11 protein-coding genes are annotated in these 12,455 nt (G+C 58.4%); 4 read left to right on the plus strand and 7 right to left on the minus strand.

The features are described from left to right. Positions 1-69 precede the first annotated feature (69 nt). Positions 70-1,509, minus strand: coding sequence for a dihydropyrimidinase (gene hydA, locus ACQ4OB_RS18435; protein ID WP_430956178.1), 1,440 nt, complete (start codon positions 1,507-1,509; stop codon positions 70-72). A 552-nt stretch (positions 1,510-2,061) separates the two neighbouring features. On the opposite strand from hydA, the gene ACQ4OB_RS18440 reads away from it, so the two are divergent. Together ACQ4OB_RS18440 and ACQ4OB_RS18445 are read left to right on the plus strand one after the other, a co-directional pair. After that, positions 2,062-3,546, plus strand: coding sequence for an NCS1 family nucleobase:cation symporter-1 (locus ACQ4OB_RS18440; RefSeq protein ID WP_074876210.1), 1,485 nt, complete (start codon positions 2,062-2,064; stop codon positions 3,544-3,546). Positions 3,547-3,675: 129 nt separating this feature from the next. After that, positions 3,676-4,959, plus strand: a complete 1,284-nt coding sequence (locus ACQ4OB_RS18445; RefSeq protein ID WP_430956179.1) for a Zn-dependent hydrolase — start codon at positions 3,676-3,678, stop codon at positions 4,957-4,959. A gap of 79 nt (positions 4,960-5,038) precedes the next feature. Here ACQ4OB_RS18445 and ACQ4OB_RS18450 read toward each other — a convergent pair whose 3' ends face one another. The 3 genes from ACQ4OB_RS18450 to ACQ4OB_RS18460 form a co-directional block, all read right to left on the minus strand. Next, positions 5,039-5,452 (minus strand): DUF6691 family protein, encoded by a 414-nt coding sequence (locus ACQ4OB_RS18450; protein WP_076031283.1) that lies wholly within the window; start codon positions 5,450-5,452, stop codon positions 5,039-5,041. Between the two features lie 2 nt (positions 5,453-5,454). Next, the gene (locus ACQ4OB_RS18455; protein ID WP_074876218.1) at positions 5,455-5,889 is read right to left on the minus strand and encodes a YeeE/YedE family protein; all 435 of its coding nucleotides are present in this window, start codon (positions 5,887-5,889) and stop codon (positions 5,455-5,457) included. A 204-nt stretch (positions 5,890-6,093) separates the two neighbouring features. After that, complete coding sequence (locus tag ACQ4OB_RS18460; protein WP_430956180.1) at positions 6,094-6,552, minus strand: hemerythrin domain-containing protein; 459 nt, start codon at positions 6,550-6,552, stop codon at positions 6,094-6,096. A 304-nt stretch (positions 6,553-6,856) separates the two neighbouring features. Here ACQ4OB_RS18460 and ACQ4OB_RS18465 point away from each other — a divergent pair, with 304 nt between their 5' ends. Next, positions 6,857-8,353, plus strand: coding sequence for a PAS domain S-box protein (locus tag ACQ4OB_RS18465; RefSeq protein WP_430956181.1), 1,497 nt, complete (start codon positions 6,857-6,859; stop codon positions 8,351-8,353). Positions 8,354-8,482: 129 nt separating this feature from the next. Further along, the gene (locus ACQ4OB_RS18470) at positions 8,483-8,731 is read left to right on the plus strand and encodes a DUF1652 domain-containing protein (RefSeq protein ID WP_074876224.1); all 249 of its coding nucleotides are present in this window, start codon (positions 8,483-8,485) and stop codon (positions 8,729-8,731) included. A gap of 414 nt (positions 8,732-9,145) precedes the next feature. Here the strand turns inward: ACQ4OB_RS18470 and ACQ4OB_RS18475 are convergent, their stop codons facing one another. From ACQ4OB_RS18475 to ACQ4OB_RS18485, 3 genes are all read right to left on the minus strand, one after another. Next, positions 9,146-10,261 carry a Gfo/Idh/MocA family protein gene (locus ACQ4OB_RS18475; protein ID WP_430956182.1) on the minus strand — a complete coding sequence of 372 codons (1,116 nt, stop codon included), beginning with the start codon at positions 10,259-10,261 and terminating at the stop codon, positions 9,146-9,148. A gap of 258 nt (positions 10,262-10,519) precedes the next feature. Continuing rightward, the gene (locus ACQ4OB_RS18480; protein WP_008149805.1) at positions 10,520-11,287 is read right to left on the minus strand and encodes an SDR family oxidoreductase; all 768 of its coding nucleotides are present in this window, start codon (positions 11,285-11,287) and stop codon (positions 10,520-10,522) included. A 33-nt stretch (positions 11,288-11,320) separates the two neighbouring features. Then, positions 11,321-12,388, minus strand: a complete 1,068-nt coding sequence (locus ACQ4OB_RS18485) for a phosphotransferase family protein (protein ID WP_076031277.1) — start codon at positions 12,386-12,388, stop codon at positions 11,321-11,323. Positions 12,389-12,455: the final 67 nt, after the last annotated feature.

Below are 12,455 nucleotides of genomic sequence, written 5' to 3' on the forward strand. Positions count from 1 at the left end.
AGCCCAAATCTGGAAAATACGCTCCATTGTGGGAGCGTGGCTTGCCCGCGATGGCCGAAGGCCTCGATCTCAGCGTTTCACGGCAACAGGCTTGTTCAACTCCGCCCGCTTGCTCAGCAAATCAAACACCGCCGGATACGCCGGCCGCTCGATATACCGCCCGGCACCACGCTCGGCGCGCAAATCACCATCGGCCCACACCACCCGGCCCTGGCTAACGGTGTGGCTCGGTACGCCGCGCACGGTCTTGCCTTCGAAGATGTTGAAGTCCACTTGCTGATGGTGAGTCTGCGCTGAAATCGTCCGCGTACCTTCCGGATCCCACAGCACCAGGTCTGCGTCCGCACCGACGCGAATCGCGCCTTTGCGCGGGTAGAGGTTGAAGATTTTCGCGGTGTTGGTGGAGGTAAGCGCTACGAAGTGCTGCATCGACAAACGCCCAGTGTTCACCCCTTCATCCCAGAGCACTGCCATGCGGTCTTCGATACCGGCCGTGCCATTTGGGATCTTGCTGAAGTCGTCACGGCCAGCCGCTTTTTGTTCGGCACAGAAGCAGCAATGGTCGGTGGCGGTGGTGTGCAGGTTGCCCGATTGCAAGCCGTGCCAAAGCGCCTCTTGATGGCCGCGCGGACGGAAGGGTGGGCTCATCACGTAACCGGCGGCGGTCTGCCAGTCCGGGTGTTGGTAGACGCTGTCGTCCAGCAGTAAATGCCCGGCCAGGACTTCGCCGTAGACTTGTTGGCCCTTACTGCGGGCGTAGGTTATTTCGTCGAGGGCTTCCTTGGTCGAGACGTGCACCAGGTACAGCGGCGTGCCTAACGTTTCGGCGATGCGGATCGCTCGACTGGCCGCTTCACCTTCCACCTGCGAAGGGCGCGATAACGGATGCGCTTCCGGGCCGGTCATGCCCTGGGCCATCAACTTGCGTTGCAGGTGATAGACCAGCTCACCGTTTTCCGCATGCACGGTCGGCACCGCGCCCAACTCCAGGCAGCGCTCGAAACTCGCTACCAGGGTGTCGTCGGCGGCCATGATCGCGTTCTTGTAGGCCATGAAATGCTTGAAGCTGTTGACCCCGTGCTGGCTGACCAGCTCGGCCATTTCCTCGCGCACCTGTTCGCTCCACCAGGTGATCGCGACATGGAAACCGTAATCCGACGCCGACTTCTCGGCCCAACCGCGCCACTGATGAAACGCTTCCATCAAGGATTGCTGCGGGTTGGGAATCACAAAGTCGATGATCGACGTCGTGCCACCGGCAAGTCCCGCCGCGGTGCCGCTGAAGAAGTCTTCGCTGGCCACCGTACCCATGAAGGGCAGTTGCATGTGCGTGTGCGGATCGATGCCGCCGGGCATCAGGTATTGGCCACTGCCGTCGAGCACTTCGGCACCCGCCGGAACATCAAGATTTTCACCGATGGCTTTGATCACGCCGTCGGCGCAATAGACGTCGGCGCGATAACTCTCATCATGGGTAATAACGGTGGCGCCACGGATCAACAGAGACATTCCGAGTTCCTCGCAGGCAATGACCGACTTGTGCCGGTTCTAAATGTTTTATAGGAAGCCTGCGCAAACAGGTGTATTCCTGTCAGCGCTGTCAGGAATAAACGCTAGTCTGAGTTTGAGGATTGAGCAAGAATATTTTTTATATGCTTATAACTGTTATAAGTAATTGATAATTAAAGATTAATTATAAGAATCACCAAAATGGGGAGGCCTCTCACCATTTTGACGCACTTGACAGGTTGTAAAAATAGACGAGATTTCTTATGTGAAATCAGCCGCTTGAGAATGGTCTATGGTTGATGCGCGACATTGAAAAAAAAGTGGTATGCACCAGATTGAGTCCTGACTGTTCGGACAACTTGCCTGGCATTCGGCCTGAGTGAACAGGCAAGTAACCGATGACTCATCGGCTAAATCAATAAAACTGATAAACATCAGTTGGTTATGAAGCGTTTATGGAACTGCCCGATGCGCAAACGGGGTAACCGGCACGTTAATTGATCCCGTCAGCCCCTGATGAGCAACAATAATCAAAAGAACAGTGGAGCGGCCATGCAACAGATCAGATCGCAAGTGACCGAGCGCGACGGCTTGTTTGAGCTCGAAGCCGGCAGTGACGTCCTCGACAGCCCCCGTTACAACCACGACATGGCACCGACCAAGGTGCACGAACGAACCTGGAACAAATGGCACATCACCGCGTTATGGGTGGGCATGGCGATTTGCGTGCCGACCTACACCCTCGGCGGTGTGCTCACTGCGCATTTCGGCCTCAGCGTCGGCGAAGCGCTGCTGGCTATTCTGTTCGCCAACATCATCGTCCTGATCCCCCTGACCCTGAACGCCTTTCCTGGCACCAAGTACGGCATTCCGTTTCCGGTGTTGTTGCGCTCGTCCTTTGGCATCCTCGGTTCGAACATTCCGTGCCTGATCCGGGCGCTGGTGGCGTGTGGCTGGTTCGGCATTCAGACGATGTTCGGCGGGCTGGCCATTCACCTGTTTCTCGGCTCGGTGTTCGACGGTTGGAAATCCCTCGGCGGTACCGGTGAAGTGATCGGCTTCATGGTGTTCTGGGCCTTGAACCTGTGGGTGGTGATTCGCGGCGCGGACTCGATCAAATGGCTGGAAACCCTCTCGGCACCGTTGTTGGTGCTGGTGGGCGTGGGGCTGCTGGTGTGGGCGATGCCGAACGTGTCGATGACCGAGTTGATGGCGATCCCGGCCAAGCGTCCGGAAGGGGCCAGCGTGGCCAGTTACTTTGCCGCCGGGCTGACCGCCATGGTCGGGTTCTGGGCCACCTTGTCCCTGAACATTCCGGATTTCAGCCGCTTTGCGAAAAGCCAGAAGGACCAGATCGTCGGGCAGATTATCGGCTTGCCCCTGACCATGTTTCTGTTCGCCTCCCTCGGCGTGGTGATGACCGCCGCCTCGGTAAAACTGGTGGGCGTCACCGTCTCCGATCCGGTCACCCTGATCGGGCATATCCAGAGCCCGGTCTGGGTGGCACTGGCCATGGCGCTGATCATCATCGCCACGCTGTCGACCAACACCGCGGCCAACATCGTTTCGCCGACCAATGATTTCCAGAACGTTGCACCTAAATTCATCAACCGCACCAAAGCGGTGATGCTCACCGGCCTGGTCGGTTTGGCGCTGATGGCCCATGAGCTGTTGAAGAAGCTCGGTTTGATCGTCTCGGATTTAAGCCTGGAGACGGTGTATTCCAACTGGTTGCTGGGCTATTCGAGCCTGTTGGGCCCGATCGCCGGAATCATGGTGGTGGACTATTTCCTGATCAAGAAACAGCAACTGGACCTGGCTGGCCTCTATCGCGATGACGTTTACCCGGCGTGGAACTGGTTCGGGTTTATCGCGTTTGGCGTGCCAGTGGCGCTGACGCTGCTGTCGCTCGGCAGCGATGCATTCAGCTGGTTCTACGACTATGGCTGGTTCACCGGCTCGGTGCTGGGTGGGCTGATTTATTACGGGTTGTGCTCGATGCGCCCCAGCCCATCAATCGCAAAATCCACGGTTTGATCGTTCCCACGCTCTGCGTGGGAATGCAGCCCGGGACGCTCCGCGTCCCTGAAGCGGACGCAGAGCGTCCATGGATGAATTCCCACGCAGAGCGTGGGAACTATCAGAAGAAAAACTGAGGAGATCATCATGAACGCTGCCGTAGACGTTCTGCAGTCCACCCATCAGCACATCAACCGCGACCGCTTGTGGCAGTCGCTCATGGACCTGGCCAAGCTCGGCGCCACCGTCAAGGGCGGCGTCTGTCGCCTGGCCCTGACCGACCTCGACCGTCAGGCCCGGGACATTTTCGTCAACTGGTGCGAGGACGCCGGTTGCACCGTCAGCATCGACGCCGTTGGCAACATCTTCGCCCGTCGTCCGGGCCGCAACCCGAACCTGCCACCCGTGATGACCGGCAGCCACATCGACACCCAACCCACCGGCGGCAAGTTCGACGGCTGCTTTGGCGTACTGGCCGGGGTCGAAGTGCTGCGCACCCTCAATGACCTGGGCGTGGAAACCGAAGCGCCACTGGAAGTCGTGGTCTGGACCAATGAGGAAGGCTCACGCTTCGCGCCGTGCATGATGGGCTCCGGCGTATTCGCAGAAAAATTCACCCTCGAAGAAACCCTGGCCAAGGTCGATGCCGAGGGCGTCACCGTCGGTGAAGCCTTGAACGCCATTGGCTATGCTGGCGAGCGCAAGGTCAGCGGGCATGCCGTCGGTGCCTATTTCGAGGCCCATATCGAACAAGGCCCGATCCTTGAAGACGAACACAAAACCATCGGCGTGGTGATGGGCGCCCTCGGCCAGAAATGGTTCGACCTGAAACTGCGCGGCGTCGAAGCCCACGCCGGCCCGACGCCGATGCACCTGCGCAAGGACGCCCTGGTCGGCGCCGCGGTGATCGTCGGTGCAGTCAACCGCGCCGCCCTCGGTCATCAACCTCACGCCTGCGGCACTGTCGGCTGCCTGCAAGCCTATCCCGGCTCACGCAACGTCATCCCCGGCGAAGTTCGCATGACCCTGGACTTCCGGCATCTGGAACCGGCGCGACTGGACTCGATGATCGCCGAGGTCCGCGAAGTCATCGAAACCACCTGCGAGGAACACGGCCTGACCTTCGAACTCACACCCACGGCGGACTTCCCGCCGCTGTACTTCGACAAAGGCTGCGTCGAAGCGGTACGCGGCGCCGCCCAAGGGTTGGGCCTGTCACACATGGACATCGTCAGCGGAGCCGGGCACGACGCAATCTTCCTCGCTGAGCTCGGCCCGGCCGGGATGATTTTCGTACCGTGCGAAGGCGGGATCAGCCACAACGAAATCGAAAATGCCGCGCCGGATGACCTGGCGGCCGGGTGTGCGGTGTTGTTGCGGGCGATGCTGGCGGCGTCGGCGGCGATTGCCAGCGGAGCATCGGCAGCCTGAAACGCAAAAATCGTAGCCTTCGGCAATGACTGCGCCGCCGAAGGTTACGACCTCTGGACATTGAACCAGGCGAGGCGATTTATCGACGCGCTTGCAACACGCTGAACATCAACATTCCCGCCAGCATGGCAATCGCAAACACCCACGCCTGCCAATGCCCCGTCGGCAACAGCACCAGTGCCGGCCCGGGGCAGATCCCCGCAATGCCCCAACCGACCCCGAACAGCAAACTACCACCGATCAAGCGCCGATCCAGTTCACGACTGACCGGCAACTGCATCGGCCCTCCCAGCAACGCCTTGGATTGTTTCATGGCCCAATGAAACGGCACCCAGGCCACGGCAATCGCCCCGATCATCACCAGCGCCAGGGAGGGATCCCACAGACCGGTGATATCGAGGAACGCCAGTACTTTGGCCGGATTGGCCATGCCGGCCAACAGCAGGCCGATGCCGAACAAGAGGCCTGCGAGGAAAGCCGTGAGTTTTTTCATGTTCAAAACCCCAGCAGATGGCGCAGCACAAACACGGTCACAAAGCCCGCGAACATGAAGCACAACGTCGCGACGATGGAGCGCGGGGACAACCGCGAGATACCGCACACCCCGTGGCCACTGGTGCAACCGGAGCCATAACGGGTGCCGATCCCGACGCACAACCCGGCGATGATCAGCCCCACGGTGCCGGTCTTGAATTCAATGGCCGGCCATACCTCAAACAGCGCCCACAACAGGGGCGCCGCCAGAAGCCCGAGGATGAATAAGGCTTTTTCGCCCCGTCCCGAATCACCTGGCGATAGGAGACTGCCGAGTAATCCGCTGATCCCGGCGACCCGTCCGTTGGCCACGACCATCACGCTCGCCGCCAAGCCGATCAACGCTCCGCCTGCCAACGCGGACCAGGGCGTGAAATGTAACGTATCCAGGATCATGGAAACTCTCCAGGCAGATAAGGGACAGCATTAAATCAATCGTTTACGCGAGTTTAGGGCAGCCGCAGTGAGAGGGGCGCTACGACCAAAAGATCAAAGTTTTTTGTCGAGGCACTGATTGAGGATGTGCAGTGACTCAGTGCAGCAATGTTGCGCGCCAAAGCGAAGGGACTTGCAATATTGAAGGTATACGGTGAACGCCAACTAATGCCATTGACGCGTTATTTCCTGCCACTGATCGTCTGACAGCCATTTATCTGCCAACGGAAAGAAAATATTTTCCTCCGAGTCCATATGATCGAAGTATTTTTTGATGAAGTCATCGACAGTGTCAGCAATTACTCTCGTTTCCAGAGTTGTGTCCTCCAATGTCTTCAACTGTCCGGCAATGCGCCCAAATGCCTGGTGATCTCGCTCGATATCCTTGACCCGTTGGTGGATCGGTGCCTCAGTCGTTAGCAAGGCCAGCCGAATCAGTTCTTCATTTTCGTGGTGGTGTCGCTCTGCATCACCATGCAAGGCTTCCAGCATCTTGAACAACAGCTTGCAGTCATCAGCAGCATCGGATTCATGCTTCATTTTTCTCAGCAACTCTTTGATCCGAGTGATTTTTATAGCCACCTCATGATGATAGGCCTGAAGTTCTTTCAACAAGACGTTCATATCAAATCCTCGTTACGACACCCAATCATCACAGAGAAATATCTTTAACCAGCAACCTCCAAGGATACCAAGGCTATTAAATCACCATATTTATCAATGATTTAGTAATCGAGCTCGGCAGAACTGTTTACCCTTTTCAGTATAGGCGAGCACAAAGATCTCACCTCCGGAAATTTGCCGTCCTCGTTACAGGGGGCGCGTTCGCAAGTTCCCGCAGGTGAGCCATTTGCACTATCCCACCCCCTCGCGGTCGTAATCTTCACAGGGCGGCGCATGAAGGCGCCGCCGTACGCGTGGAGATCCAATGAGCCAGGACGTCCTGACCACCGAAACCAATCGCCGTCAGTTGCAGCAGATCATCGCCGGCCTGTCCGATGGGGTGATTCTGCTGGAACTCGACCAGACCCTTCTCTGGGCCAATGACGCCGCGTTGGCCATGCACGGCGTCGGGCAACTCAGCGAGCTGGGGGCGAATGCCAACGAGTACGCCAAGCGCTTCGCCTTGCGTTATCGCAATAATCATCCGGTTCAGACCGACAACTATCCGATCAGCCGCGTCGCCCGAGGCGAGTCCTTCAGCGATGTATTGGTTGAAGTGACGCCCGCCGACGACGAAGAGCGCACCTGGGTTCACAGCGTGCGCAGCATGGTGTTGGCCGACAGCGCTGGCAAACCGGAGTCGCTGGTGCTGATCATGAACGATGTCACGGAGTGGGCCAGCGCCGAACAGCGTTTCGAAAAAACCTTCAATGCCAACCCTGCCCCGGCGGTGATCTGTCGCCTCAGCGATTTGCGCTATATCAAAGTCAACCCGGGCTTTCTGGAGATGACCGGCTATACCCGTGATCAGGTGATCGGCCGTTCGACCTATGAACTGGACGTGCTGGAGGGCGCCGAAAACAGAGACCTGGCCAAGCAGCGGTTGCGCGAAGGGGTGACCATTCCTCAAATGCAGGCGCAGCTGCAGTTAGCCGAAGGTGGCAGCAAACAGGTGATCGTCGCCGGCCAGCCCCTTGAGCTGAATGATGAAGCCTGCATGCTGTTTTCCTTCGTCGACATCGAGCCTCGGCATAAGGCCGAAGTCGCCCTGCGCCAGAGCGAGGAACGTTTTGCCAAGGCTTTTCGACTGACCCCAGTGCCGATCCTGGTGTGCAACGCCGTCGATCAGGTGGTGATGGACGTCAATGAAGCCTTCCTCGATACGCTCGCGTACACCAGTGAAGAAGTGCTTGGCAAATCGGTCACGCAGATCGATTTTATCGATGACAAAGGCGCCCGCGCGCAACTGTTTACCGCGCTGGAAAAAAACGGAAGCGTGGATCGTGTCGATGTCCGGGTACGCAAGAAAGGCGCCGGGCTGATCGATTGCGCAGTCTCGGCCGACACCGTGAACATTCAGGACAGGCCCTGCTACCTGCTGGTGTTCATGGACATCACCGAACGTAAACGCACAGAGCTGGAGTTGGTGTCGGCGATCGAAGAGGTCATGAAGGACGCTTCCTGGTTCAGCCGCACGCTCATCGAGAAACTCGCTAACGTAAAAAACGTCAACTCGCCGCTGTTGCCTAGTGTGTCTTTCACCGACCTGACTGCCCGCGAGCGTGATGTGCTCGGCCTGATTTGCGAAGGCCTGGCCGACAAGGAAATCGCCGCACGGCTCAAACTTGCGCCGAACACCGTGCGCAATCATGTCTCGACGGTGTATTCCAAACTCGACGTTCACAGTCGCAGCGAGGCGATTGTCTGGGCTCGCGAACGCGGTTTGTTCTCCAGCGAGTGGCGGCCAAAGGCCCAGCGTTAGGTGCAAATGCACTACTCGAGGGGGTGCAAATTCATGTTCTGGACGGGCGCGGCAGTTCTTAGTCTGTGAGGGTGCGATACCGATCTGCGGGTATCGCCTCCCTATCAAAACAGCGACAGGAACTGCCGGATGATTCATGTGGCGCAATTGCGTATGCAACTGGAGCGGAGCTTTTCCCCGTTGGCCTGTGAGTGCAATGTCACGGGTGATCATTCATTGACGGTGAAGCTCTATCATCCCGTATCGGGTGAGGTGGACCTGGTGGTCAGTGGGTTGAACGTGGCCAACCTCAGAACGCCGGAGGCGGTGGCAGCATTGATCGACGAGCTGCGTTATGAACTTGAGAGCAGCACGTTGCATTGTCGCCAGATGTCCTAGGAACTGTCAGGTTTTGCCGGCGGTCGTATGAGGAATACGAAAGTATTTTTTCTGTGACCGGTCCGCTGATAAGCGGTGAGAATGTTGGGTCGCGGAAGATCTCGATCACTTACCGCGGGTCAATCTATGAAAAGTCTTGGGAAACGCACTTTTACAACACTGTCGTTCGCACTCTGCATGGCGATTCTCGGGGGGTGTGCCAGTCCTCCGCCGCCACCTCCCGCGGCACCGCCTCCACCCCCTGTGCGCACCTGCCAAACCACTGAAGACACTGATGTGCAAGGCGATGTGAGGGCTGAGGGGCAGGTGACCCGGGAAACGACGCTCACTCGTTGCGTCACTCAGTAAGCACGTATTTGCTCACGTTGAACCGCCAGCGGCGCTGTGCCGCTGGCGAGTATTTGCGCGTTTTGCTCAAACTTCCTCGATCCTGACCCAACGCGACTCTTGTGCGGCCAAACGGATCGCTGTCGCCAGGCGTTCGACTTCCCACGCCTGCTCGAAATCCGTTCCACCCTGAGACAAGCCTGCCAGCGCCAACACCAGATCATGGACTTCCAGCGTCTTGAGCTCGTTGTATCCAAGCTGATGCCCTGCCGCCGGACTGAACGCGGCATAACCCGGCAGATTGGGACCTGCCAGCAAGCGCTGGAAACCGTCCTGACCGGCACGGAACAGACGCAGTTCATTCAGGCGTTCCTGATCGAACACCAACGTTCCTCGGGTGCCGCTGATTTCAAAACTCAGATGATTCTTGTAGCCGTGCTTGAGCCAACTGCTGCTGAACGTGCCCCGGGCGCCATTGGCAAACCGCAACAAGGCATGGACCTGATCATCGACGGCGATGCTGCGTTGCTCCGGACTGCCAGCCGTGGCGGGACGTTGCCGGTGTACGGTCTGGGTGTCGGCGCTCACTGCTTCGACATCGCCCACCAGATAACGGGCCATGGCCAGCAAGTGACTGCCCAGATCCGCCAATGCTCCACCGGCATGATTGGCATCGCAACGCCACGACCAGGGGGATGCAGGATCGGCCATGAAATCTTCGCTGAATTCACCCTGGAAACTAATGATCCGACCCAGGTCGCCGTTTTCAATCAGCTCCCGGGCCAGCCCGATCATCGGGTTGTGCTGATAGTTGTAACCCACCCGCGTCACCACGCCCGCCGTTTTGGCCGCCAGGCGCATGGCGTCGGCCTGTTCCAGGTTCACGGCCAACGGCTTCTCGCAATACACCGGTTTGCCGGCGGCGAGGGCGGCCATGGCCATGGGGTAGTGCAGATGATTGGGCGTGGTGATGGCGATCAGATTGACCTTGGGGTCATCGATCAGTTGCTGCCAGTCGCTATGAGCCGTGCCGAAACCCCAGGCATCGGCGCAGTGGCGGGCACGCTGAGGATCGGCGTCGGCCAGGGCGGCGAGTTTGAGTTTGAGGGGCAGTTCGAAAACCGCACTGACGTTGCGAAACGCCAAGGCATGGGCGCGGCCCATGAAACCTGTGCCGATGAGTCCGATACCGAGTTCGTGCATAGCCGGGGTCCTTTTGGATTTTATTTTCAGGAGGGGCTATTTATGGAATAAATATTCCTTATTTGCAAATGGTGGAATTAATATTCTTTCGCGCGATTATTCCCACGTTGTGCGTGGGAATGCCTTAATGGACGTTCTGTGTGCGTTTTGGGACGCGGAGCGTCCCGGGCTGCATTCCCACGCGGAGCGTGGGAACGATCATAAGCGCAAAAAAGAAGGCAGCCCGAAGGCTGCCTTTTGTTCATCCGCTACATCGGATCAGGACAAGAACCCACCATCCACATTCAACGAAACCCCGGTGGTGTAACTCGATGCATCACTGGCCAGATACAACACCGCTCCCGCCATCTCACTCGGATCCGCTACACGCTTGAGCGGAATCTGTTGCAGCGCGGTGTTCAAAATGGCCTCGTTCTTCACCAGTGCCGAAGCAAACTTGGTGTCGGTCAGGCCCGGCAGCAGGGCATTGCAGCGGATGCCGAACTGCGCGCATTCCTTGGCGAACACTTTGGTCATGTTGATGACCGCCGCTTTGGTCACCGAGTAGATGCCCTGGAAGATCCCTGGCGAGATGCCGTTGATCGACGCGACGTTGATGATGCTGCCGCCGCCGTTTTCGCGCATCAGCTTGCCGGCTTCCACCGACATGAAGAAGTAGCCGCGGATGTTCACATCGACGGTTTTCTGGAAAGCGCTGAGGTCGGTGTCCAGTACGTTGCAGAACTGCGGGTTGGTCGCCGCGTTGTTGACCAGGATGTCCAGGCGCCCGAACTGTTCGCGGATGCCGGCGAAGACCTGGCTGATCTGTTCCATTTCACCGATGTGGCACGCCACCGCAGTGGCTTTGCCGCCGGCGGCGATGATCGCGTCGGCTACGTGCTGGCAGCCGTCGAGTTTGCGGCTCGAGACGATGACGTGGGCGCCTTGCTGGGCCAGCAGTTTGGCGATGGCTTCACCGATGCCACGGCTGGCGCCGGATACAAATGCGATTTTGCCGTCGAGGTCGAACAACTGAGTCTTGGACATGGTTTTTCCTTGTTATTGGGGCCAGTGGCGTGATCAGAGGCTGGATTTCGAAATGACTTGCAGGCTCATCTGCTCCAGCAGTTTGTTCATGTGAATGAACTGCGCGAAGCGTTTGTCCTGGGTCTGGCCATGGAAGAAGCGGTAGTAGATCTGCTGCACGATGCCGGCCAGGCGGAACAGGCCGTAGGTGTAGTAGAAGTCGAAGTTGTCGATCTGGATGCCAGCGCGCTCGGCGTAGTAATCGACGAACTCACGGCGGGTCAGCATGCCCGGGGCGTGGCTTGGCTGGCGGCGCATCAATTGCACCGGGGCCGGGTCGTCGGCTTCGATCCAGTAGGCGAGAGTGTTGCCCAGGTCCATCAGCGGATCGCCGAGGGTGGTCAGTTCCCAGTCGAGCACGCCGATGATGTCCATCGGGTTGTTCGGGTCGAGGATCACGTTGTCGAAGCGGTAGTCGTTGTGGACGATACTGGAGGTCGGGTGATCGGCCGGCATCTTGTCGTTGAGCCAGGCTTTGACCGCTTCCCACTTCGGCGCGTCCGGGGTCAGGGCTTTCTCGTAGCGATCGCTCCAGCCTTTGATCTGCCGCGCGACATAACCTTCGGGTTTGCCGAGGTCACCCAAGCCATAGGCGTTGTAATCGACCCGGTGCAGTTCAACGAACTTGTCGATGAAACTCTTGCACAGCGTTTCGGTTTTCGCCGAATCCAGACCCAGTTCCGGCGGCAGTTCGGAGCGCAGGATGATCCCCTTGACCCGTTCCATCACATAGAACTCGGCGCCGATCACCGATTCGTCGGTGCAGTGCACGTAGGCTTTCGGGCAATACGGAAAACCGTCCCGGAGCTGATTGAGGATGCGAAACTCGCGGCCCATGTCGTGGGCGGACTTGGCTTTGTGGCCAAAGGGCGGGCGACGCAGGACGAACTCCTGTTCGGGGTATTCCAGCAAGTAGGTGAGGTTCGACGCACCGCCTGGAAACTGGCTGATCTGCGGCAAACCACTCAGGCCCGGAATGTGGGCCTTGAGGTATGGATCGATCAGGCTGGCATCGAGTTCTTCGCCGGTGCGGATACGGGTGGACTGGTCAGTAAGCGCCATGCTTATCCCTTCTGCTTATTCTGGAGGCCTGAGACTATTGGCTAATCTAATGCGCACACCCGACACC

Source organism: Pseudomonas sp. ES4 (assembly GCF_050586665.1).
GTDB lineage: Bacteria > Pseudomonadota > Gammaproteobacteria > Pseudomonadales > Pseudomonadaceae > Aquipseudomonas > Aquipseudomonas frederiksbergensis.

Excerpts from the sequence above, each read along its gene's own strand:
- hydA (WP_430956178.1), bottom strand. The coding sequence starts at position 1,509 with ATGTCTCTGTTGATCCGTGGCGCCACCGTTATTACCCATGATGAGAGT.
- ACQ4OB_RS18440 (WP_074876210.1), top strand. The coding sequence starts at position 2,062 with ATGCAACAGATCAGATCGCAAGTGACCGAGCGCGACGGCTTGTTTGAG.
- ACQ4OB_RS18445 (WP_430956179.1), top strand. The coding sequence starts at position 3,676 with ATGAACGCTGCCGTAGACGTTCTGCAGTCCACCCATCAGCACATCAAC.
- ACQ4OB_RS18450 (WP_076031283.1), bottom strand. The coding sequence starts at position 5,452 with ATGAAAAAACTCACGGCTTTCCTCGCAGGCCTCTTGTTCGGCATCGGC.
- ACQ4OB_RS18455 (WP_074876218.1), bottom strand. The coding sequence starts at position 5,889 with ATGATCCTGGATACGTTACATTTCACGCCCTGGTCCGCGTTGGCAGGC.
- ACQ4OB_RS18460 (WP_430956180.1), bottom strand. The coding sequence starts at position 6,552 with ATGAACGTCTTGTTGAAAGAACTTCAGGCCTATCATCATGAGGTGGCT.
- ACQ4OB_RS18465 (WP_430956181.1), top strand. The coding sequence starts at position 6,857 with ATGAGCCAGGACGTCCTGACCACCGAAACCAATCGCCGTCAGTTGCAG.
- ACQ4OB_RS18470 (WP_074876224.1), top strand. The coding sequence starts at position 8,483 with ATGATTCATGTGGCGCAATTGCGTATGCAACTGGAGCGGAGCTTTTCC.
- ACQ4OB_RS18475 (WP_430956182.1), bottom strand. The coding sequence starts at position 10,261 with ATGCACGAACTCGGTATCGGACTCATCGGCACAGGTTTCATGGGCCGC.
- ACQ4OB_RS18480 (WP_008149805.1), bottom strand. The coding sequence starts at position 11,287 with ATGTCCAAGACTCAGTTGTTCGACCTCGACGGCAAAATCGCATTTGTA.
- ACQ4OB_RS18485 (WP_076031277.1), bottom strand. The coding sequence starts at position 12,388 with ATGGCGCTTACTGACCAGTCCACCCGTATCCGCACCGGCGAAGAACTC.